General features: G+C 67.9%; 13 protein-coding genes. 1 reads left to right on the forward strand and 12 read right to left on the reverse strand.

Annotated elements, in window-relative coordinates:
* Positions 1 to 203: 203 nt before the first annotated feature.
* Together ABZV91_RS06880 and ABZV91_RS06885 are read right to left on the reverse strand one after the other, a co-directional pair.
* On the reverse strand, positions 204 to 443 hold the full coding sequence (locus tag ABZV91_RS06880; protein ID WP_355236591.1) for a type II toxin-antitoxin system VapB family antitoxin: 240 nt from the start codon (positions 441 to 443) through the stop codon (positions 204 to 206).
* Positions 444 to 520: 77 nt separating this feature from the next.
* On the reverse strand, positions 521 to 3,814 hold the full coding sequence (locus ABZV91_RS06885) for an arabinosyltransferase domain-containing protein (protein WP_355236881.1): 3,294 nt from the start codon (positions 3,812 to 3,814) through the stop codon (positions 521 to 523).
* Between the two features lie 217 nt (positions 3,815 to 4,031).
* Here ABZV91_RS06885 and ABZV91_RS06890 point away from each other — a divergent pair, with 217 nt between their 5' ends.
* Positions 4,032 to 4,532: a peptidylprolyl isomerase gene (locus ABZV91_RS06890; RefSeq protein ID WP_355236594.1), complete on the forward strand. Its 501-nt coding sequence runs from the start codon at positions 4,032 to 4,034 to the stop codon at positions 4,530 to 4,532.
* Between the two features lie 59 nt (positions 4,533 to 4,591).
* Here the strand turns inward: ABZV91_RS06890 and ABZV91_RS06895 are convergent, their stop codons facing one another.
* The 10 genes from ABZV91_RS06895 to ABZV91_RS06940 form a co-directional block, all read right to left on the reverse strand.
* Complete coding sequence (locus ABZV91_RS06895) at positions 4,592 to 6,136, reverse strand: acyl-CoA carboxylase subunit beta (RefSeq protein WP_355236597.1); 1,545 nt, start codon at positions 6,134 to 6,136, stop codon at positions 4,592 to 4,594.
* The gene (gene pks13 / locus ABZV91_RS06900) at positions 6,136 to 11,358 is read right to left on the reverse strand and encodes a polyketide synthase Pks13 (protein ID WP_355236600.1); all 5,223 of its coding nucleotides are present in this window, start codon (positions 11,356 to 11,358) and stop codon (positions 6,136 to 6,138) included. The genes ABZV91_RS06895 and pks13 overlap by 1 nt, the downstream gene beginning before the upstream one ends.
* 114 nt (positions 11,359 to 11,472) lie before the next feature.
* Entirely contained in the window at positions 11,473 to 13,383 is a 1,911-nt protein-coding gene (fadD32, locus tag ABZV91_RS06905; protein WP_355236603.1) for a long-chain-fatty-acid--AMP ligase FadD32, read from the reverse strand.
* Between the two features lie 187 nt (positions 13,384 to 13,570).
* Positions 13,571 to 14,590, reverse strand: a complete 1,020-nt coding sequence (locus ABZV91_RS06910; RefSeq protein WP_355236606.1) for an LLM class F420-dependent oxidoreductase — start codon at positions 14,588 to 14,590, stop codon at positions 13,571 to 13,573.
* 169 nt (positions 14,591 to 14,759) lie between these two features.
* The gene (locus ABZV91_RS06915; protein ID WP_355236608.1) at positions 14,760 to 15,752 is read right to left on the reverse strand and encodes a cutinase family protein; all 993 of its coding nucleotides are present in this window, start codon (positions 15,750 to 15,752) and stop codon (positions 14,760 to 14,762) included.
* 6 nt (positions 15,753 to 15,758) lie between these two features.
* Positions 15,759 to 16,304 (reverse strand): DUF732 domain-containing protein, encoded by a 546-nt coding sequence (locus tag ABZV91_RS06920; protein WP_355236611.1) that lies wholly within the window; start codon positions 16,302 to 16,304, stop codon positions 15,759 to 15,761.
* A gap of 508 nt (positions 16,305 to 16,812) precedes the next feature.
* Complete coding sequence (locus ABZV91_RS06925) at positions 16,813 to 18,663, reverse strand: alpha/beta hydrolase-fold protein (RefSeq protein ID WP_355236614.1); 1,851 nt, start codon at positions 18,661 to 18,663, stop codon at positions 16,813 to 16,815.
* Positions 18,664 to 18,845: 182 nt separating this feature from the next.
* Positions 18,846 to 19,865 carry an alpha/beta hydrolase family protein gene (locus tag ABZV91_RS06930; RefSeq protein WP_355236617.1) on the reverse strand — a complete coding sequence of 340 codons (1,020 nt, stop codon included), beginning with the start codon at positions 19,863 to 19,865 and terminating at the stop codon, positions 18,846 to 18,848.
* 439 nt (positions 19,866 to 20,304) lie between these two features.
* On the reverse strand, positions 20,305 to 21,294 hold the full coding sequence (locus tag ABZV91_RS06935) for an alpha/beta hydrolase family protein (protein WP_355236620.1): 990 nt from the start codon (positions 21,292 to 21,294) through the stop codon (positions 20,305 to 20,307).
* 342 nt (positions 21,295 to 21,636) lie between these two features.
* Entirely contained in the window at positions 21,637 to 22,725 is a 1,089-nt protein-coding gene (locus tag ABZV91_RS06940) for an alpha/beta hydrolase family protein (RefSeq protein ID WP_355236623.1), read from the reverse strand.
* Positions 22,726 to 22,789 lie beyond the last annotated feature (64 nt).

The raw sequence follows: 22,789 nt of genomic DNA on the forward strand, positions 1-22,789 counted from the left end.
GTCAGGAGGGCGTCGAGATCATTGGTCACACACTGGTCATAGACGCCCTCCGCCCATGTCCGGGCATCGACGGGACTTCGGACTTACTCGTCTAGTGCAGGGGCTCCGGAGACGACCGTTCACACGGATCGGACGATCCAGCCGTCGGCTGACAACGGCTGCGCGGCCGCCTTCCGGCGCTCGAAAGACGCCGTAGCCACCGATCATCGCTTGTAGGCGCGCTTCGCCGCGGCGTGTGCGGCCTCGGCTCCCTCGATATCCCAGTCCTTTGCCAATTCGAAGTAGTACCTGAGCGCGGTGGCGCGGTTCAGTCGTTGCTCATCCCGAGCCAGGCGCTGGTTGTACTGACGCAAAGCTTCGGCGACCGCCTCGGTTGCGGTCGAATGCCCACCGAGCGTCCTCGCCGATTCCAAATCCCCTTCATCGATCTCGACGAACACCATCACAACCTCCTGACCGGAAACACGGCGACCGACACCGGAATTGTGCATTCCGATGCCGGTCGCCGTGGTGATTCAGATCAGAAAACCCGCAGCTTGCCCGGGTCCCACAACCCGTTGCGGGTCTCGGTACCCGTCGCCAGCTGCGCCGGTACCGCGTCGTAGTACTGGTCGTAGCGTTCCAGCGTGCCCCAGTCCCGGCCCCAGTCGTTCTTCAGGTAGGTCGGGATGGTGGTCGACTTCGCCAGCATCTGGGAGAACCCGAGCGGCCCACCGAACTCCTGGGCCTGCCAGGTGTTGGTGGAGCTCACCGCGAGCGGGCGGTCCGGCAGGATGCGGAACTTCGGTACCTCGGCGACCCCGTTCACATGCCGGAACGGGCGCTGGCACGGGAACTGCAGGCCGACCGCCCAGTCGAGCAGGATCGGCTGCTGCGAGCCGAGGTAGTCGTTGGCGGATTCCAGTTTCGGCACCCGCGGCGGGGTGAACGCCAGCCACTGGTCGCCGATCAGGATCGGATCGTTGGCGACGACCCGGACCGCGTCGGCCTCGGGAGCGATCTCGTCCAGCGGCACCCGCAGGTTGCGCCAGGACGGGAAGGGGCCGATATCGCGGGGCAGGTAGGTGCCGAGCTGGGTGACCGAACCGTCCGGCTGCCGTTTGCCGTAGTCGACGGTCAGCGACTGGCCGTACTGCATGGCGCCGGTGTCGTCGTAGGACAGGATGCGCCCGGCCGCGGTGATCACCACCAGCGGGTGGTCGGGCGAACGCTCCGGCAGCTCGTACCAGCTCGACGAGACGAACGCGGGCTGCTGCACACCCTCCTGGTAGCTGCCCAGGATCGGGGTGGTGGCCGGATCCAGACCGAAGGGCAGGGCCACGGTACTGCCGTTCACACCCTGCGCGCCCTGGCCGCCGCCGGTGCCGGCGTTCTGGCCCTCGGCGAACGCGGCGCCCACCGATTGATTGGAGGTGTTACCGGTACCCGGTTTCACCTCGACCGCGTCGGCGGACAGATCGTCGGGCACGCCGTTGGGGTCGAAACCGACCGGATCGACACCGGCCAGCGGGTCGTTCGGGTTCGTGGGCGGATGCGCGGGATCGATGATCGGGTTCAGCCGCCCGGCGTTCGCGTTCGATTCGACCAGGACATCGTTGGCCAGCCCGCAGCTCTGCCCGGTCAGCGCGTCGATATTGCCGCGGGCCAGCGAATACCCCGGGTACTGCGAGTAGGCGCCCTTGGCCAGCGAGAGCACCTCGAACAGCACCATGGCCGCAGCCACCAGCGTGAGCGGGATCGCCGCGAACTTGCGGACCCGGCGGCCCCGGGCGGTGCGGGTCGAGTTCGGCGGTTTGGCGTAACCCTCACGCAGGGCGTGCCAGCCGACGAGCAGCAGCGCCCCCGCGAACAGCACCAGCATCAGGGTGTTGGAGGAGAGACCGGCCAGCACCACCCGCTTGTCGAACCAGGGCACCCCGTAACTGGACACGTACCAGTAGCCGTTGATACCGGAGAACGCCAGGGCCAGCGTGAACAGCAACCCGGCCAGGAAGATCGCCCGGTTCTTGCGCGCCCGCAGCGCCGAGGCCGATACCGCGACGGCGGTCACCGCGGCCAGCGAACCCGCGATACCGGCGTAGGCACCGAAGTGGTGGGTCCACTTGGTCGGGTTGAACATCATGAAGAAGATCGTGCCGAACACCACCCCCATCAACCGCCAGGTCGGGGCAGCGGCGATACCCGGCACCCGGCGCCGGCGCAGCAGCACCAGCATGGTGGTGAACAGGCACAGCAGCATGACGAGGAAGGCGAAGCGGCGCGACAGCGACCCGTCGACGGTCTCGACGAAGAGGTAGTAGTACCGCAGGTAGTCCTCGTACCAGGCCAGGTTCGGCCCGGCCAGCTGACGGACCCGGTTCGCCTCCTGGATACCGGCGAAGGTCTGGTCGCCGTAGACCACGGTGAGTACCAGGAACCCGGCCGCGGCCAGCGGCGCCAGCAGCGCGACCGTGCCGTGCTCCCGGTGCCGGCGCACGATGACGCGGGTGATGGGCCGGATACCGGCCAGCAGCGCGGCCACGCACATCAGGCCGGTCGGCGCGGCGGCGAGCGTGAACGCCGCGACCACCACCGCCACCGCGGCCGGCAACAACCGCGAGGTCGCGATGGCACGCTCGATGGAAACCCAGGTGAGAAGGGCGCCCAGAGCGACGATGGGCTCCGACCGCAGGCCGTTGTCGTAGGGCAGCCAGAACGCCAGGAAGACCAGGCCACCGGTCCACAGCGGGACACTGCCGAACCAGGCGCGTCCCCGCGCGCCGCGCAGGCCGTTGCCCAGCCGCGGCACCACCTCGCGGCTGATCACCATCCAGCACAGGATCCCGCACGCCAGCGCGGGCAGGCGCACCCACGGGCTGGCCGTGGAGACCTCGGCGAACAGCTGGATCACGTAGTAGTACCAGCCGAACGGCGCCTCGGGTACGCCGTACCAGCGGAAGTAGTTGGCCATATAGCCCGCGTCCGGCGCCACCCGGACCATGCTCAGGATGTAGCCGTCGTCGGAGGTGTTGGCGCCCAGGAAGTGCCAGATCAGCAGCGTGCCGACGACCCCGCCGTCGGCGAGGGTGGGCTTCAGCCAGTGCGCCGGCAGGAAACGCCGGTGGCCGCGCCCGTCACTGGTGTCCAGTCGCGCCAGCGCCACCAGCGACAGCACCGTGCACAGCACCGCGGCCACGATCGCGGCGAGTTTGATCCAGGTGGGGCTGGAGCTGAACCGGGTGTCGATCGTGGACTCCAGGCTCAGCCCGGCCGGGATACCACCGGTCATATCGGTGAACACACCGACCATCTGCGGACGCAGATCACCGACCAGCCGGCCCGCGTTGGGCTCGCCGGCCTCGGTGGTGAGCCCTACGAAGGCCGCGCTGGTGGCCTCGATATCGGAACGGATGGTGATGGCCGAGCAGTTCGCCATCTCCGCCCGGTCGGCACTCGCCACGACGGCGTTGCGGTCCACCACATCCACCGAGGTTTCCGAAACGCGGACGAACAGCGCCTCGAGTGCCGCGCGGTCACCCTGCGGGGGCGCGGTGGCCAGCAGCATGCCGCCTTGCGGGGGCAGCTGGTTCACCGCCGCGCACGGAATCGTCGCGGTGAGGTCGATCGGCACCTGCGACATGAGCGGCGCCTGCACATTGGCCAGACTGTCCTGCTGCGGCCAGCTCAACGTCGCCGTGGTCTGCGTGACAGGCAGGAAAGGCGTGGCGATCGCGAACAGCGCCCCCAGCACACCGGTGATGATCGCGACGAGGCGCGCGACCCGGAAATCCTTCGACGCGACCTCCGGCTCCGGCTCCGGTGGCGTCTTCGTCAGTACTGCGGTGGCGACTTCTGGCACGCTGGCATGCTACTTGGGCGCGGCGATCGCGGCCCGATGGTGCCCCGGCGCGTACCCGATCGGGAGGAAAACACACCCGGGATCCGGCGCATATAAAGCACTCGAATGGGGTAAAGACCGGCGGCTGGCACAATCGGCCCGGAAGCACCCCCTTGAGCGCGGGGTCCAGCGGCGGTAATGGAAAGGTAGGGGCATGACCAAGGTGAATCTCGAGACGAACTACGGAACCATCGGCCTCCAGCTCGACGAGGCGAAGGCGCCGGACACCGTCCGCAATTTCGTCGAATACGTCAAGTCGGGACATTACGACGGCACGATCTTCCATCGCGTTATCCCGGGTTTCATGATCCAGGGCGGTGGTTTCGACGGCCAGATGCAGCAGAAGCCGACGCAGGCGCCTATCCAGAACGAGGCGGCCAACGGCCTGAAGAACAACAAGTACACGGTCGCCATGGCGCGTACCAATGATCCGCACTCGGCGACCGCGCAGTTCTTCATCAATGTCGCCGACAACGACTTCCTCAACCACACCCAGCCCGCGGGCCAGGGCTGGGGCTATGCCGTTTTCGGCGAGGTCACCGAGGGCGCCGACGTGGTCGACAAGATTGCCGGCGTCTCCACCTCGTCGCAGGGTATGCACCAGGATGTACCGGTGGACAACGTGGTCATCGAATCCGCGGCCGTCACCGGCTGACCACGATCCGTACGCGACGGTTCGGGTTGTTCCGGCGGAACAACCCGAACCGGAACCATTTACAGCGGCAGCAGGTGATGCTTGCGCGGGTTGCGGATCACGGTCTTGTCCCGCAACAGATGGAGCGCCCGGCGTAGTTCCAGCCGGGTCTGCGCCGGTTCGATCACCGCGTCGATGAATCCGCGTTCGGCCGCCACCCACGGCGTCGCCATGGTGGCGTTGTAGAAGTCGATCATCTGCTGGCGCACGGCCGCTTTCTGCTCCTCGGGCGCGGCCGCGATCTGGGCCGCCCCGATGAGGCTCACCGCGCTCTCCGCCCCCATGACCGCGATCCGGGCGGTGGGCCAGGCCAGGTTGATATCGGCGCCCAGTTGCTTGGATCCCATCACCGCGTAGCCGCCGCCGTATGACTTGCGGACCACCACGGTCACCTTGGGCACCGTCGCCTCCACGAAGGCGAACAGGAACCGGCCGCCGCGCTTGATCACGCCGACCTTCTCCTGTTCCACCCCGGGCAGGAAGCCCGGGGTGTCGACCACGAATACCAGCGGGATCTCGTAGGCGTCGCAGAGCCGGACGAAATGCGAGGCCTTGTCCGAGGCCCGGGCGTCGAGGGCGCCCGCGTAGACCATCGGCTGATTTGCCACCACACCGACGCTGCGCCCGTCCACCCGGGCGAATCCGGTGATGATGTTGCGACCGGCTTCGGCGCCGTACTCGTGGAAGTGGCCGTCGTCGAAGATACGCAGCAGCACCTCGTGCATGTCGTATCCGGAATTATCCGAATCCGGCACGATCGCGTTGAGTTCCCGGTCCGAATCGGTGATCTCCGGCTCGAGGCCGGGGTTCACGATCGGCGGCTTCTCCTGGCAGCTGGTCGGCAGGTACGACAGGTACTCCCGGACCCATTCGAAAGCCGCCTGCTCGTCCTTGGCGACATGGTGGATATTGCCGTACTGGGCCTGGCTGTGCGCACCGCCCAGCTCTTCCAGGCTGACGTCCTCACCGGTGACCTCGCGGATGACCTTGGGGCCGGTGACGAACATATAGGCCGCCTCGGTGGCGACCACAACATCGGTATTTATCGGCGCATACACCGCACCACCGGCGCATTTGCCGAGGATCAGCGAAACGGTCGGCACCATCCCCGACAGCATCTCCTGCCGGGTCGCCAGCTCGGCATACCAGGCCAGCGAGGACACCGCCTCCTGCACCCGGGCACCGCCGGAGTCGTTGATACCGACCAGTGGGCAGCCCACCTTGGCCGCGTACTCCATCAGCGCCGCCAGCTTGCGGCCGAACATCTCACCGACCGAACCGCCGTACACGGTCTGATCGTGGGAGAACACCGCGACCGGGCGGCCGTCGACCAGGCCGTGGCCGGTGACCACACCGTCACCGTAGAGCGCGTCCGGATCACCCGGGCGCCGGACCAGAGCGCCGATCTCGATGAACGAACCCGGGTCCAGCAGCATCTTGATCCGGTCGCGGGCGCTGGGGATCCCCTTGCGCGCCCGCTTCGCGACAGCGGCCTCTCCCGCCGGTTCCTGCGCCAGTTCCAGTCGTTTACGCAGATCGGCGAGTTTCTCGGCAGTCGTGCTCACTAGCTCCCTTTCCCGGCCGCGCTCGAGGTGATCCGGTCGAGTTTAGCGGTCAGGTCCGCGCCGATTCGGCCGATCCTCGGTTCGTCGATGATCTGGAGGTGGTCGCCGGGGATGTGCACGATCTCCAGGTTGGGCAGGTACTCGTCCCAGCCGCCGTTGGGCCGGCGTTCGGCGTAGCGGGGTTCGAGTTCGATGGCGCCGTCGTGGTATCGGTCGGCCAGATAGAGCACCACATCGCCCTCGTAGTGCGTGGGCTGGACCCGCTGCAGCGCGCGGTTCTCGATCCACGAGGTCTTCTGGTGTTCGAGCACGCCGCCCGGGATCTTGGCCCCGGTCATCTTGATCAGATCGGTGATCATCTTGAACTGCTCCTCCTCGGAGGAGTCGGCCAGTTCGCGGAGCTGGTCGTCGTCGAGCTCTCCGGCGATATTGAAGGTCTTGCGGGCGAAGACCTGGTAGCGCCGCATGCGCTCCAACCGCTCCTGTGGGCTGTTGTCCTCCGGCTCGGCGGGGATGGCGAGGTCGATCAGGCCGACCAGGCGCACATCGGCGCCCTCGGCACGCAGGATCTGGGCGACCGCCATCGCCAGCACTGCGCCCAGCGACCAGCCGTAGAGCACATAGGGCCCCTCGCCCTGGAGCTTGCGCAGTTCGGGCACGTACTCCCGGGCCCGCTCCTCGATCGCACCGTCGACCCGCTCGAACCCGTACATCGGGGTCCCCTCGGGCAGCCGCTTCAGCAAGGGCTCGTAGACCAGCGTGTTCCCGCCGGCCGGATGGAAGACGAATACCGGTACCGCGTCGGAGTTCTCGCCCCGCGCCCGGATGGGGCGGACGAAGCCGTCGACATCGGCGCCACTGTCCTGCAGGGTGCGGACCACATCGGCGAGCTGCTCGATGGTCTCCGCATCCAGTACATCGTCGACGGTGATCTCCGCACCGACCCGCTCGGTGAGGCGGGCGGCGAGCCTTTCGGCGGTGTCCTCGTCCAGGATCGGCAGGGTGTTGAAGATTCCCCCGGCCGATTCGCCGGTGATGGTGGCCCAGGCCGCGTAGGTGAGGCGTTCGGCAGCGTCACGTGGCGGAACGTTGTCCTCGTCCGACCCCGCGGCCCCGCCCGCTAACAGGGCGGCGCCCGCGGCCGGTTCGGCCTTCGGTGCGGCGGCCGGCTCCGGTGCCGGTTCGCCCACCGCCGGTGTGTCCGCGGCCGCGCCCGTCCCCTGGTGCAGCGCGGCGACCGGGTCCGCTCCGGCCTCCATCGCGGCCTTGGCGGCGTTCACGAAGTCGTCGTCCACGCTCAGCGCGCCCGATTCCCCGCTGGCCTGCTGGTCGGCCATCGCCTGGACCTGGTCGCGGTGCTCGATCGCGTAGCGGAGCACCTTGCCTACCTCGTGCAGGCTGGCATCCCGCACGGCGGAGACCTGCAACTGCGGGATATCGAATTCGTATTCGACGCGGTTCTTGATCCGCATGGCCATCAGGGAATCGAGCCCGAGTTCCATGAGCGGGATCTCCATCGGCAGATCCTCGACCGCGTAACCCATGGATTCGGCGACGATCAGCGCCAGCCGCTCCTCGACGGTCTGGCCGCTGTCCGGATCCCAGCGGTCGCCGAAACCGGCGGTGTCGATGACCGCGTCGACCTCGGGTTCGGTGCGCGCGGGCGCGGCCGGGGCGGGTTCGGCGGGCACCGGCAGGGCGGCGCCGGAGGTGACCACCGCGTCGAACAGCAGCCGGAACTGCGCACCGTCGCGGGCGTGCACCTGGATGGACGCGCCACCCGGATGCGGGGTCAGCGTCGTGACGAGCGTGCCGGTGGCGGGCAGCGGCGCGTGCGCGATACTCGCGCCCGGGTTCACATCCGCGAGTACCTGCGTCGCGGCCGACCGCACCAGCGTGGGCAGATCGCCGACCGATGCGGCCTGGACCTCCCAGACGTGCCGTCCGTCCGGCAGTGCGACCGACGCACCCGGTACCCGGGCGTTCCCACCGGCCGAGAAACCGCTCACCTTGGGCCAGTACGGTTTCCGGACGAACGCGGTGCGGGGGATATCGGCGTACGGTCCGGCGGGCACCAGTGAGCCGAGGTCCACGGGATGGCCGTGCACGTACAGCTGCGCCAGCGCGGCGATGACACCGGCCGATTCGTCTTCCTTGCGCTTGAGCGTCGGAATCAACTGCGCGTCGGGGAGCCCGGCGGCGAAGGTGGTGCCCAGCACCTGCATCAGCGCCACCGAGTTCGGGGCGAGCTCCAGGAAGGTGGTGATCCCGGAATCGACCGCGAGCCGCACCGCGTTGGTGAAGTACACGCTGTGACGCATGTTCTTCACCCAGTAGTCCTCGTTGTGCACCGGGTCGTGGCCCGGCGCGTAGTACTGCTCCTTGTCGACCGTGGAGTACAGGCCGACCTTCGGCTTCGTGGGCTCGATCCCGGCCAGTTCGGCGGCCAGTTCGCCCAGCAGCGGGTCCATCTGCGAGGTGTGCCCGGCGCCCTTGGTCTGCAGGACGCGGGCGAACTTACCGGCTTCCTCCACCCGGGCCACGATCGCCGAGACCTGGTCGACCGGACCACCGATCACCGTATTGGTCGGTGCGGCGTACACCGCGACCTCGACATCGGGAAATTCCGGCAGCAGCGCGGCGACCTCGTCGGCGCTCATCTCGACCAGTGCCATATTGCGCACATCGGCGTCGGAGAGCATCTGCTCGCCCTCGCCCATCAACCGCGACCGCGCGCAGATGACGCGTACCGCGTCCTCCAGCGGCAACCCACCGGAGATGTAGGCGCCGGCCACCTCACCCATGGAGTGCCCGACCACGGCGGCGGGTTCCGCGCCGTGCGCCCGCAGCAGCGCGGCCAGCCCGAGCTGGATGGTGAAGATACCGACCTGGGAGGTACCCACGTCGTAGTCCTGGCCGTCGTCGAGGATCATCTCGCGCACCGAGTACCCGGCCTCGTCCTGGACGAGTTCGTCGACCTCGTCGACGGTGCGCCGGAAGATCGCGTTCTCCTGGTAGAGCTGTTTGCCCATCTTCCGGTGCTGGGCGCCGAACCCGGCCATCACCCACATGGGTCCCTGCGCGGCCGGGGCATCGGCGGTGAAAACGCCCTGGCCCGGCTTACCGGCGGCGACCGCCCGCAGTCCGGCCACCGCCTCGGCGTGATCCTTGGCCAGCACCACACCGCGAGACCGCCAGTGACTGCGCCGGGCCAGTGACCGGGCCACGTCCACGAGCGGAGTCCGCTGTCCCGCTTCGGTTTCCAGCCAGTCGGCCAGGTCCGCGGCGGCACGGCGGCGGCGCGACGGCAGATAGGCGGAGACGGCCAGGATCACCGGCAGCGGCTCGGCACGGTCGGCCGACCACTCGGGCTCGGGAGCGGCGTCGGCGGCGACCGCCTCGGCCTCGGCGACCACATCGGTGCTCGCCACATCCAGCGAGTCGCTGTCGGCGTCCGGTACGAAGGGTTCGGAGACCTCCACCGGCGCGGTGGGCACGTACTCCTGGACCACCAGGTGCGCATTGGTTCCGCCGAAACCGAAGCCGGAGATACCGACCGTGGCGGTACCGCTGTAGCGCGGGAACGGCGTGGGCTCGTCGACCACCTTCAACCGGGCCTGCTCGAACGGGATGTAGGGGTTCGGGCCCGCGTAGTTGATAGTGGCGGGCAGCACATCGTGCTGGAACGCCAGGATGACCTTGGCCAGGCTCGCCGCGCCCGCACCGGATTCCAGATGCCCGAAATTGGTCTTCGCCGAACCCAGCAGTGCCGGGGCGTCGGCCGCGCGCCCGGCGCCGACCACCCGGCCCAGCGCATCGGCCTCGATCGGATCACCGATGAGGGTGCCGGTGCCGTGCGCCTCGATGTAGTCGACGGTGGACGGGACGATGCCGGCGTCGCGGTAGGCGCGGCGCAGCACATCGGCCTGGGCATCGGGGTTGGGGGCGATGAGACCGTTGGAGCGGCCGTCGCTGTTGACCGCCGACCCCTTGACCACGGCGAGGATGTTGTCACCGTCGCGTTCGGCGTCGGCGAGGCGTTTGAGCACCACCAGCCCGGCGCCCTCGGACCGCACCATGCCGTCGGCGTCCGCGGAGAAGGCTTTGATCCGGCCGTCCTTGGAGACCGCGCCGTTCTTGTCGAACCCGAGCGTGGTCATGGGGATGAGCAGCATGTTCACCCCGCCCGCCAGGGCGACGTCGGCGTCACCCGCGCGCAGGGCCTGCACCGCCTGGTGCACCGCCACCAGTGTCGACGAGCAGGCGGTGTCCACCGCGACCGACGGGCCACGGAAATCGTAGAAGTAGGACACGCGGTTGGCGATGATGCTGCTCGCGCTGCCCATGATCTTGTAGGCCTCGGCCGACGCCGGCACGTTCGGGTCGGTCTCGCCCAGGCTCATCGCGGCGATCAACTGGAAATCGTTGGTCGAGGTGCCGATGTAGACACCGACCGACTCCCCGCGCAGATCGCTGGCCGGGATACGGGCGTGCTCGAGCGCCTCCCAGGTCAGCTCCATCACCAAACGCTGCTGCGGGTCGATGCGCTCGACCTCGATCGGCGACATGGCGAAGAACTCGGCATCGAAATCGGTGACGACGTCCTGGTCGAGATAACCGCCGCGGGTATTGCCCTCGGCCACGGCCTGCGCCACCTGCGGTTCGCTCAGGAACTCCGCCCAGCGGCCCTCGGGCAGATCGCGAATCGCGTCCCCGCCGTTGATCAGGAATTCCCAGGTCGACTCCGGGGTGTCGCCCGCCCCGGGCAGCCGGGTGGACAGGCCCACGATGGCGATGTCGTGCGCGTCCCCCGGTGCGTATCCAGCGGTGTAGAACTGGTCGTCGGTGGCCTCGGCGGTGATCTCCGGCGGACCGTTGACGATGACATCGGCCAGCGAGGCGATGGTCGGGTGCTGGTACACCACGGTCGCGTTCAGCACCACACCGGTGAGTTCCTCGATCTCACCGCCCAGCGCGAGCGCGTCCCGCGACGCCAGTCCGAACTCCTCCATCGGACGGTCCACCGTGATCTTGTCGACCGACTGGCCGGTGGCCTCGGCGACCCAGCGCCGCAACCACTCCCGCAGTTCGGCAACCGAGAGTTCGGTGCCCGGCGTACTATGACCGGCCGAGGGCGCGTCGCCGGTCCCGGCGGCGCGATCCTTCTCGGCAGCGGGAAGGTTCTCGGTCGTATCCGGCGACATGCCCTCGTTATCAGCCATCAGTCCTCAAGCTACCTGTCTGTACGCGGTGCCCGGCAACGGCCTGCGCATCGCTGTGGTGGATGGGCGCTTCGCTTCGCTCACTCGAGGCCGCGACCCGGCTCGGTTGTCGGTCTATTCCTCGGGTGCGTCCGGGAAGGCCTGCTGGGTGTAACCGCCCCGCAGGGTGCCCTCGACATAGGCGGCCTTGCAGGCACGCCGGGCGATCTTGCCGCTGGACGTACGCGGAATCGAACCCGCCGGCACCAGGAGCAGGTCCCGCACCGTCACACCGTGACGCTGGGAGATCGAGGCACGGACCGCGTCGGCGATCGGCAGCGGATCCGCCTTACCGGCGCCCGGCCCGCGCTCGGCCACGATCACCAACTGCTCGGAGGCGTCGTCGGCGTCGAACTTCAGACCGGAATGGCTGCCCTGCGCGAACACCTCGGCCGGCAACTGGTTGGCCGGTACCGAGAACGCCGCGACAAACCCGGGCCGCAGCGCACTGCTGGCCTCCTGCGCGGAGAACTCCAGGTCCTGCGGGTAGTGGTTACGTCCGTCGACGATCACCAGGTCCTTGACCCGGCCGGTGATATAGAGCTCGCCGTCGAAGTACACGCCGTAATCGCCGGTCCGCATCCAGTACGCGTCGGGCGTGGTTCCCGCGGCGTGGCTACCCTCGGCCAGCGGGGTGACGATCTTGTTCTGGAAGGTCGCCGCGGTCTCCTCCGCCCGGCCCCAGTACCCGATGCCCATATTGTTTCCGTGCAGCCAGATCTCGCCCACATGGCCGTCGGGCTGCTCCCGGGCGTCACCGTCGACCGATTCCGGATCGACGATCACCGCCCACTGGGACTTCGCCACATAGCCGCAGCTCACCTGTGCGATCGCATTCTCGGAGCCCTGGTCGACCCGCACCATGCGCCCGGCATTGAGCTCGGTGCGGTCCACATAGGTGACCTTGGCCTCGTCCTCGGCCTTGGTCGCCGAGACGAACAGGGTGGCCTCGGCCATGCCGTAGCACGGTTTGATGGCCGTCTTCGGCAGCCCGTACGGCGCGAACGCTTCGTTGAACTTCTTCATCGACGAGGTGGTCACCGGCTCGCTGCCGTTGATCAGGCCGATCACGTTGGACAGGTCCAGCGATTCACCGTTCTTGGGCAGACCGCGCACCGCCGCGTGCTCGAAGGCGAAGTTCGGGGCGGCGGCGAAGGTGCCCGCACCGTCGGAGGCGGCGGCCAGCTCCTTGATCCACCGGTACGGCCGCCGCACGAACGACGCCGGCGACATGATGGTGATGAACTTGCCGCCCACGGCCGGCAGGATCACCGTCAGCAGACCCATATCGTGGAACAGCGGCAGCCAGGTGACGCCGCGGGAGTTCCAGTCGAGGTTGATGGCGTCCACCATCTGCAGCAGGTTGGTGCCCACGGCGCGGTGGGTGATCTCCACACCGGCGGGGGTCCGAGTGGAACCCGAGGTGTACTGCAGGTAGGCGATATCGTCCACCGCGATATCCGGGCGCGCCCAGCTGTCGCCGACGCTGTCGGGAATCGCGTCCACGGCGATGATGCGCGGCCGCTGCGCGGCGGGCAGCCCACGGAAGAACTGACGCACGCCGGCCGCCGCCGAACTTGCGGTGAGAATGGCCGACGGTTTGCAGTCGCCCAGCACCGCGTGCAACCGGTCGGTATGACCCGGTTCGTCCGGATCGAACAGCGGCACCGCGATAGTGCCCGCGTAGATGGCGGCAAAGAATGAGATCACATAGTCGAGTCCCTGTGGCGCGAGGACCGCCACCCGGTCACCGGGAGTGGTGACCTGCTGCAGGCGACCGGCCACCGCGCGCAGCCGGACCCCGAACTGTTGCCACGTCAGCTCGTGTACCTCACCATCGCGCTCGCGCGAGTAGTCGATGTAGCGGTACGCCAAGGTGTTCGCGTCGTTACGGGTGTGCTTCTCGACGTGGTCGACCAGGGTGCGATCATCGGGAATGGTGATGTTCCCGTTCTCGTCCAGGTAGTCGTCGAAAGTCTCGTCCATTCCTTCTCCTCCGAGGCGCACGCGTCAACGGCACGATCGCCGTTATCTACTGTGTGGCCCCGACTCGCTTTCGCCGCGGGTGCTCTCCATTCGAGAACCGACCCTGCGGGTTCTGGGTGCGGTCTGCGCGGTGACCGCTATCGGCTAGATGTTCTCAAACCAGAGACATGTTACAGAGACGAGCTTCTCACTCCTCCCGGAGCAAGGGAATCACCGGCGCGAAGGCGTCCATCTGGGTGGGGAATATCCCCACATAGGACATACCGGTGAGTTGCCGCACACGGCGCATCTGGTCGGCGATCTCCTCGAACGTGCCGATCGCCACATACGGCGAGCTCAGGATCTCCTCGACCGACAGCTTCACGTCGACCTCCAGGTCGGGATGCAACCCGCGCTCGATGGCCGACAGCGCCATCTCGGCGGTCTTCTCCCGGTCGTCGGTGATGACGATCGCCGTGATCGCCCAGTTCAGCTCGATCTGCTCGAACCGGTCCCCGGCGGCCTCCTTGATCAGGTTCACCTTCTCGATGGTCTTCTCGAGCGTGATACCCGAGAGCAGACCTTTGCCGTTCGAGGTGGTGACCGGAACGATGGAGATGATGTCGGCGTGCTTGGCGGCGAGTTCCAGCATCCTGGGACCGCCGCCACCGGTGCACAGCGGCGGCCGCGGGCCCTGCCGCGGGCGTGGGGTCCCCTTGACGCCGTGCACCTGGTAGTACTTGCCTTCGAAGGTGCATTCCTGGCCACGCAGCAGCGTGTCGAGAATGGTCAGCGTTTCGTCGAGCTTGGCCAGCCGGATACCCGGACAGTCGTAGTCCAGCCCGGCGGCCTCGAACTCGTCGGCCTTCCAGCCGGCCCCGATACCGACCTCGAGGCGGCCCTTGGACAGCACATCGATGGTGGCCAGATCCTTGGCCAGCACCACCGGGTGCCTAAACCCGTTGGCGAGCACCGACGTACCCAGCCGAATCCGTTCGGTGGCCTGGGTCAGCGCGCCGAGAGCGGCGATCGGACCGATCTGGTCACCGAGATGATCGGGCACGACGAAGGTGTCGTAGCCGTACTCCTCGGCCTGCTGCGCCGTCTGGATGAACTTACGGGCGCCGCCCTCCTGCTTGTTTCCCTCACCCGCGGCCGCGAAGCGGAACCTACGCAGCGGGGTGCCCAGCGCGCTCAACTCATCCACCGGTGCGGCGGCTTCTGTCATGAACTCATGCTCCTGGATATCGGAAGTCTGCGCATCCCGTGCCGGCGCAGGGCCCGGGATGCGCGATCACCAGCGCACTTTACAGCCTGCCAGGCAGCGGGGAACACGCTGACTGCGGTGAATTGTCACAAGACGGCCGCCACGGCGCCGTCTCCGCCGGATCCGCGGATCACGAGTGCGGTGGAGACGGCGCGCTGTCGACCAGACCGATCGCCCAGTCGGCCGCCCACTGGGTGGCGGTTGTGCCGTTCGGGTCCACCACGAAGTTGTGGTAAAGGCTGTGTACCGGGTTGCCCACCGCCTGCGCGAGGGTCCCGATACTGCCGAAGATATTGGACGGGCTCAGCGCATTGCGAGGCGCGTCGCAGATCAGGTCACCGGGCGCGCAGATGGTGTACACCCGGTCGGCCAGCTCACCGAATCCCTCTTTGCGGACGCCGGTCATGGTGATCCCCGGAACGGTCAACCCGGCCAGCGCCACTTCCGCGCCGATACCGGGCGGCGGAGTGCCCACCTGGATCGGCTGCCCGTCACCGGTCTCGCCGGACCGCCGCCCGTCGGCGATCAAGGTGACCCCGAGCACCCGGTCCGCCGGTACCGGACCGTTGCCCTTGCCGATCTGTTCCGCGATATCACCGGCGATCACCGCACCCTGCGAGAACCCGGCCAGCACATAGGTGGTGAGCGGGCACTCCTGGTGACGCTGGGTCAGGAAATCGAAGGTCCGCCGACTGCCCTCGGTGCGGCTGGCATTGTAGGAGGCCTGACCGTCCGGTGGAATGGCGATCGGATTCGAGAACTGCGCGATGTAGGGGACGGTGTAGACGTCGACCCGGCCCGCCGGGAAGTGGTCCCGGACCGGATTGCTGACATTGAGCATGAGCGAGGCCGGGTTGGCCGTCGGGTTGTACGGATCGTCGGTGCTGTTGGACTCCCATGTGCCCGGCACCGAGATCATCTGCACATCCGGGCAGCTCGCGGGCTGGCTGGTCGGTTCCCCGGGCCCCGGCTCGGGGCCGGGGCCCGGACCGGGCTCCCGCAGGCAACCGGCCAGCAGATACCAGAGCAAGATCACGATGACGAGCCCGACGACTCCCACCGCGAGCAATGTCAGACAACCCTTCGGCCGGGATCGACGGGACCCGGTACGTCCTCTACTCATCGGCTGTCACTGGCAGTAGTGCGCTTTGGCGGTGCTGATGTAGATCTGACCGGCCTGCTCCACCGGCATCTTCGCGGGGTCGAACGACGGGTCCGAACCCGCCATCGCGTTCACGAACGTCGACATATCGGCATCGGAGGTCCCCGCGGCCACACCCTGGCAGACGTAGTTACCGATACTCAGCGCGATATCGGGGGACGACGGAGTCACACCCTGCTTCGCCAGTTCGTCGACGAAGGTCTGCTCCTTGGCACCGAGATTCCCGGTGTCGCTCTCCTGCGGCGGCACCGGGGCGGGACGCTCCGGCTCCTCGGCCGGCGCCTCGGGTTCGGCCGGCTGCTCGGGCGCGGGGGCTTCGCCCTCCGGCGCCGGCGCGGGGGCCGGGCTCTCGCTCGAGGGCGCGGGGGCCGCACTCGCGGACGTGGTGCCGGCCGAAGTCGACAGCGTCGGGGTGCTGGTCGCGGTCGAGTCGTCGCTGCCGCAGCCGGCGAGCAATCCGGCGGCCGCCACCGCCGCCACCGCTCCGAGCAGTGTGCCTCGGGTCCGATACATACATTCCATCCTGTGTTCCGGCGCACGGATGCGCGGGTTCACGGCCGCTCGAGTCGGGGCCGCCGAACCACTGGGTTGACGGTCGGGGTGCGTCCCGGCCCGGCGGGTTGCCCCGGGCCGCGACCCCGAGGGTAGTACTAGACCCGGAATCACCGCTGGACTGCCCGGCGAGCAGGCTCGGATCGACCCGCTTCGGCCGGGTAGATCGTGCGGCGAGCGGGCCTTGTGTCTCGCCGTTTCGGCCTCGAGACTCGCGCCTGCGGCGCATGCGATGTGCGGTTGGCCGTCCATAGAGCGCGACCGTTGAGCACCTTCGGCCAAGGGGCGAGACGGGCCTCAACCCTTTCAGGTGTCTCGCAAAACTCGACGCACAGGGTCGGGTCGGCATTCGATGTCCAGGTCGGCATGCTGACCCACGCGAAGAGCAGACCGCTGTGCCGCCCTCGCGGCCATCGGGTCGGGTCGGGCTGTGCTGCATCGAGTGATCGACATCACTCGTGAGGGCTGATCAACCGTGCACTTCGGTCCGGTCGTCCCGGACAGTGACGAAGCCCCGCTGGAAGTTCTGCTGGATTCCGCCCGGGATCGCGAACTCGTCGCTGATGGGAAAACCGATCCGGCCGGCCTCGTATCCCGCGTCACGCCAGGCGTCCATGATGGGTCCGTCGCGGACCGCCCATGCGCCGGACAGGGGGCTCCAGTAGATGCTGCCGCCTTCGAACCGGGCGAACTGGCCGAGGTCCTTCAGGGGAACCTGGGCGGTGGCCGGGAAGCCGAGCCGACTGTTCTCGAAACCGAGTTCGGCATATTTGGCCAGGATCGGGCCTTCGACGCGATGGGCGCCGGTGGCGGGGCCGAAGTAGAAGGGGCCGCCTTCGAAGGGCTGGACCGCGCCGTCGCGATTCGGCGTTTTCACCTCGGGGCCGACGGGGTAGCGCGCGGGCCCGCCCTCGAAACCCTGCCTGCCCCATTCCTCGAGGATCGCTCCGCGCACCACCTGCGCGCCGGTTTCCGGGGTCCAATAGAGCGAGCCGTGCTGGAACGGCTGGAATCGGCCGCGGCCGTCCGGTAGCGGCTGTTCGGCGCCGGTCGGCAGACCGAGCACGCCGCGCGGCCCGGCTGCCGCCTGGTATCCCCCGCCGATCCGGCCCGCCACCGGATGCGCGCCGCCGTCCGCGGAGTAGAAGACGCGGCCGTGACGGAAATCCTGGGCCAGCCCGCCGGGCACCTGGTATTCGCCGGTGAGGCAGTCGCCGAGCCAGTCGTTGCCACTGGCGACCGCGCCGATGGCGCCCGCGACCACGCATTCGGGCTTTCCGGCGGGGACCCCGAGCGCGCCGGCGGCCTGCGACCACGACTGCCGCATTTCGAAATCCCAGTACGGCCAGGTGTGGGTGCCCGCGGCCCGGTACTTCACGGTCGCGGGGATTCTCAGTTCGCCGAGTTTGTCCACGAAGTTCTGTGAGGTCAGCAGGGCCAGTGTCTCCAGACCCATGCCGAACATATTCGTGCTCACCCCCGGAATTTCGCTGCCCTCGTCGTGTTTCCCGGAGACGCCGGTACCGCTGGAGATGTAGAGGGATTTACCTTTCAGTCGATCGGCGAGCAGCAGTGGATCGTGTTCTTCCCACTGCGTGCTTCCGGGAGGTCCCCACATGGCGCCGGAGTCGAAGCCGCCCGCGTCGGCCATTGCCAGCCGAATAGCCTGCGGCATACCGAGGCTGGTGGTGGTGAGAAAACCCGAATAGGAGGCGGCGTATTTCACGAACTCGGGATTGCGCGCGGCCAGGAACATTGCGGCCGTTCCGCCCATGGACAGTCCGGCGATTCCCCTGGTCGAGGTGGCGCGCCACTGGCTCTCCAGCAGCGGGGGGAGTTCCTCGGTGAGAAAGGTCTCCCATTTGTAGTTCTTGCCGTTGTCCGGTTGCAGCCAGTCGGAGTAGAAACTCGATTGTCCGCCGACCGGCAGCACCACGGTCGTGTTCTTGTCGGCATAGAAATCCACCGCCCCGGCGTCCTTTATCCAGCCGTTCTCGTCCTCGGTGGCGCGCAGGCCGTCGAGCATGTACAGCACCGGGAACTTCGCGTCCGGCTGGGTGTTCCAGTCCCGGGCGAGCAGCAGCCGCACCTGGATGGGGACACCCATGGCGGGTGAGTCGACCCAGACCGCCACATCGCGGTCTGTGTGCCAGACCACATTCCGGATCGTGGCGGGGGCCGCCGCGGCGGCGGTCGGCTGGGCGAGAGCGGGGGTCTGCGCCGCGGCGAAGGGAAGCACCAGGGCGGCGGCCCAGGCCGTCAGCTGTCGCCGGGCGCGTCCGCGGGACCGGCCGGTCGTCCCCCCGTATACGCGTGTCATCCCTGCCACCCACTGTTTGTACCGCCGTGGCATGCGGATACCCGGTAGGACGCGCGGGCAGCAAACCAGTTCGCAACCGCCGTGTGGACCTACGACAACGGCGCCACCTGCTTCGATACGAAGCGGGTGGCGCCGTTGGGGAGAACTATCGGTTCAGCGGCAACCGAATGGCGAGCCTTCGGTCACCAGCCGTTGGTGGAATCCAGGAACATCTTGCGCGAGGCGAAGAGCTGGCCCTCCCAGTACTTCCACGAGTGGGTGCCCACGTTCGGGAAGTCGAAGTGGGCGTTGATGCCCAGCGTCTTCAGGCGCGCCTGGAAGGCACGGGTGTTCACCAGCGACAGCGCTTCCAGCGCCATGGCGTTACCGGTGTTGAACGCACCGACCGCACCGGCCGGCTTGTCGTACGGACCGGGCAGGCCGCTGGCCGCCGAGATGTACATGGGCAGGCCACGCAGCTGCGGGGCGAACACGAACGGGTCCATCCGCAGCCACTGCGGGCTCCACGGCGCGGCCATCGAGTCGACGTTGTAGCGGCCCGCGTCCAGCATGGCGACACGGATGGCTTCACGCATACCCGGCGCCGAGATGTTCAGGTAGCCGGAGTAGGCGGCGGCCGAGCGGAACTGGTCGCGGTGGTAGGCGGCCAGGGCCAGGGCGGCGCTACCACCCATGGACAGGCCGGCGATCGCGTTGTTGGTGCGGGAGACGCCGTGGCCCTCGAGGAAGGCGGGGAGCTCCTGAGTCAGGAAGGTCTCCCACTTGTAGGTGAACTTCTGCCCGTTGGTGTTGCTGGGCGAGTACCAGTCGGCGTAGAAGCTCGACTGGCCACCGACCGGCATGATCAGGGAGATGTTGTCGTTGCCGAACTGCTGGAGCGCGTTGGTCTCGAACGACCAGGCGTTGCGGTCGTCGCGGGCGCGCAGGCCGTCGAGCAGGTAGAGACCGGCGTTGCCGCCGCGCGCCGCCCACTGGACCTGCACCTTGATCGGCCCCATGCTGGAGGGAACCATCAGTTCTTCGAAGGCGCCGCGCTTGACCGGTGCCGCGGGCGAAGCCATGGCGGTCGGGGCCGCGATACCTGCCGCGACGGGTAGCGCGAGCACTGCCGCACCGATAGCCAGAATCCGGTTACGCCAACCGCGGGGTGCCCGCGACCGCCCGGTACTTCTCTTCGGGCCGGCTGCCCTGCCGAAACGCATGAATTCTGCTCTCTTTCTGCTGTTGTGGCGTTGTCGCTACCGCTGTGCGGACAACACCCCGTTTCTCCTCGGCGGCGCCGGCGGCCGGGTCCCGACCTACCACTGGGCCGACAGCGCTACAACGATCTGGTCACAGATGTGCTCGCTGGACTTTATTCGACCTCGCCGAGCCGAGCAAGGCCGTGCTGATCGGTTGGCCGAAATCCGCCGCAAGAACCGCTGTGATCGCCCCGTGACGATACCTTGCCGGAGCGTTGATGTCGCGGCGGCCCGGGATATTCGGCTGTTATCGAAATCGCGCTCCGACCTGGCTTGTGTAACGGAATACGAACCGAGGACGAATTCCTATCGACAGCAGTGTGCCCGCCCCGACCGTTTCCTTCCGGGCGGGCACATCGTGCTGTGTGCGGAGCCCTGCGAACGGGACCCCGAACTGGCGTTATCCGATATTCGCCGACAAATCGGGGAGCATCCGATGCACCTCGGCCTCCCAGTAGGTCCAGGAGTGAATACCGGTCGCCGGGAACGAGTAGGTGACATTGTTCGCGCCCAGCGTCATCATCCGCACCTGGAACGCCCGGGTGTTGGCCAACGCGAGCGCCTCGAGCCCCATACCGTTGATCGTGTTGCCGTTGAGCCCGTCGGCGGGCCCGGGCAGCGCGCTGCCGGCCGAGATCCACAACCGGGTGTTGTGGTCGCGCAGCAGCGGCGCGAAGACGAACGGGTCCATCCGCAGCCACTGCGGGCCCCAGGGCGGGGCCATGGAATCCACGTTGTAGCCACCGGCGTCGATCATGGCGGCCCGAAGGGCCTCGCGCATACCGGGCGCGGAGACATTGAGGTAGCCGGAGTAGGACCCGGCGAAACTGAACTGATCGGGGTGGTAGGCGGCCAGGGCCAGGGCGCCGCTGCCGCCCATCGACAATCCGAAGACACCGTTGCGGTTCGGGTTGAAGCCGAGCCGGTCGCGCAGGGCCCACCGCAGATGCTGATTGATGAAGGTCTCCCAGGCGTAGCGGTAGCTCTTGCCCGGACCCTCGGAAATGACATTCAGGGCTCCGGAACCGGACGTCGATCCCGTCGGCGGAAGGCCGAAGAAGGAACTCGGCGCGTTCCAGTCCGCGTAGAAGCTGGACATGCCACCGATCGGCATGACGACGTTGATGTTCCAGTCGGTCAGCGCGTTGGCGACATCGGTGTCGTTCTCCCAGCCGCTGTGCGTTTCGGGGGCCCGCATGCCGTCGAGGGCGTAGACCACCCGGTTGGTGTTGCCGTCCTTGGCGCGGAAGACCCGCGACCTGATGGGACCCATCTCCGGCGAGTCGACCCAGAAATCGAAGCCGGCCGGGTTGGGAGCCGCCTCGACCCGGGGAGCGATATCGGAGAGAGCCACCGCGAGGGGAGCGAGCAGCGCCACCGCCATCCCCATCGCCCAACGCTGTACCCACCGCCGGATACGCACCGATCCGGGCCTGCGCGCACTTCGCATTCGACTAGACCTTTCGCCTGGACAGCCGGATAGCAAGTACCTAGCTACGTTACCGGCCCCATCTCGGATACATAGACCACAGCCCCATCGGGAGACGGAAGCCGTTATCTGGATACATGTTCCTGGTACATCACGCGGCTATACCCGCGTTCATGTTGCGTAAATAGTGTCATAGGTCACAGCCGGCCGGAGGCCGGTGTACCCGTTCGTTGCCGGACCCGCCGGCAACTCCCCTTGGCAACGATTGCGCAAAGAGGCCGGCCGGGGTCGTCCGGTGCGCGGTCAGCCGATGTTCGCCGACATATCCGGGATCATCCGATAGACCTCGGTCGCCCAGTACTGCCAGTTGTGCACGCCGACCGCCGGGAAGTCGTAGGTGGCGTTGGTCGCGCCCAGCGACATCATCCGCACCTGGAACGCCCGGGTGTTGGCCAGCGCCAGCGCCTCCAGACCCATCGCGTTGACCGTGTCGAAGCTCAGTCCGTCGGTAGCGGCCGGGAGGCCGCTGCCGGCGGAAATCCACAGACGAGTGTTGTGCTGGCGCAGCTGCGGCGCGAACACGAACGGATCCATCCGCAGCCACTGCGGGCTCCACGGCGGCGCCATGGCGTCGATATTGAAGCCGCCGGCGTCGAGCATGGCCACCCGCAGCGCCTCCCGCATACCGGGCGCGGACACATTGAGATAGCCGGAATAGGAACCCGCGTAGCGGAACTGATCGGGATGGTAGGCCGCCAGTGCCAGGGCCGCGCTGCCACCCATCGACAGCCCGAACACGCCGTTGCCGTTCGGGTTGAACCCGAGCCGATCACGCAGCGCCCAGCGCAGGTCGCGGGTCAGGAAGGTCTCCCACTTGTAGGTGGTGGTCCGCCCGACTCCGGCCGCCGAACCCGAGGCCAGGCCCGAACCCGAATCGGCCGCCGAGCCGGTGGCACCGCCGGCGCTACCCGAGCTGCCCAGTCCGAAGAAATCGCTCGGGGCGTTCCAGTCCGCGTAGAAGCTCGACCGGCCGCCCACCGGCATGACCACGTTGATATTCCACTTGGTCAGTTCCCGGGCGACATCGGTATCGATCTCCCAGCCGCTGAGATCGTCGCGGGCACGCATCCCGTCCAGGGCGTAGACGACCCGGCCGGTATTGCCGTCGGCGGCGCGGAACACGCGCGACTTGATCGGTCCCATCTCCGAATCGACCCAGAAATCGATACCGCTGGGGTCGAACTGCGCCGACGCCGGAGCCGCGGGCCCGGCCACCGAGGCGCCGACCGGGAGCAGGGCCGCCAGGGACAGCAGCACCGTGCGCTTGAGCCGACCGCCCCACCGCCGCCCCGGACGTGCGCTCCGGACATCACGGCCGATAACCCCTTGCATATTTCCCGCCCTCCGTCGTGCGACCCACGGCCGCGCAGTACGACTACCGGTCCCCGGCCCGGAC

The organism is Nocardia sp. NPDC004568 (assembly GCF_040609955.1).
Classification (GTDB): domain Bacteria; phylum Actinomycetota; class Actinomycetes; order Mycobacteriales; family Mycobacteriaceae; genus Nocardia.

Bases quoted from the DNA above. Each gene is read 5' to 3' on its own strand.
- ABZV91_RS06910 (WP_355236606.1), bottom strand. From the start codon at position 14,590: ATGACAGAAGCCGCCGCACCGGTGGATGAGTTGAGCGCGCTGGGCACC.
- ABZV91_RS06925 (WP_355236614.1), bottom strand. From the start codon at position 18,663: ATGACACGCGTATACGGGGGGACGACCGGCCGGTCCCGCGGACGCGCC.
- ABZV91_RS06890 (WP_355236594.1), top strand. From the start codon at position 4,032: ATGACCAAGGTGAATCTCGAGACGAACTACGGAACCATCGGCCTCCAG.
- ABZV91_RS06940 (WP_355236623.1), bottom strand. From the start codon at position 22,725: ATGCAAGGGGTTATCGGCCGTGATGTCCGGAGCGCACGTCCGGGGCGG.
- ABZV91_RS06930 (WP_355236617.1), bottom strand. From the start codon at position 19,865: ATGCGTTTCGGCAGGGCAGCCGGCCCGAAGAGAAGTACCGGGCGGTCG.
- pks13 (WP_355236600.1), bottom strand. From the start codon at position 11,358: ATGGCTGATAACGAGGGCATGTCGCCGGATACGACCGAGAACCTTCCC.
- ABZV91_RS06915 (WP_355236608.1), bottom strand. From the start codon at position 15,752: ATGAGTAGAGGACGTACCGGGTCCCGTCGATCCCGGCCGAAGGGTTGT.
- ABZV91_RS06880 (WP_355236591.1), bottom strand. From the start codon at position 443: ATGGTGTTCGTCGAGATCGATGAAGGGGATTTGGAATCGGCGAGGACG.
- fadD32 (WP_355236603.1), bottom strand. From the start codon at position 13,383: ATGGACGAGACTTTCGACGACTACCTGGACGAGAACGGGAACATCACC.
- ABZV91_RS06935 (WP_355236620.1), bottom strand. From the start codon at position 21,294: ATGGGGATGGCGGTGGCGCTGCTCGCTCCCCTCGCGGTGGCTCTCTCC.
- ABZV91_RS06920 (WP_355236611.1), bottom strand. From the start codon at position 16,304: ATGTATCGGACCCGAGGCACACTGCTCGGAGCGGTGGCGGCGGTGGCG.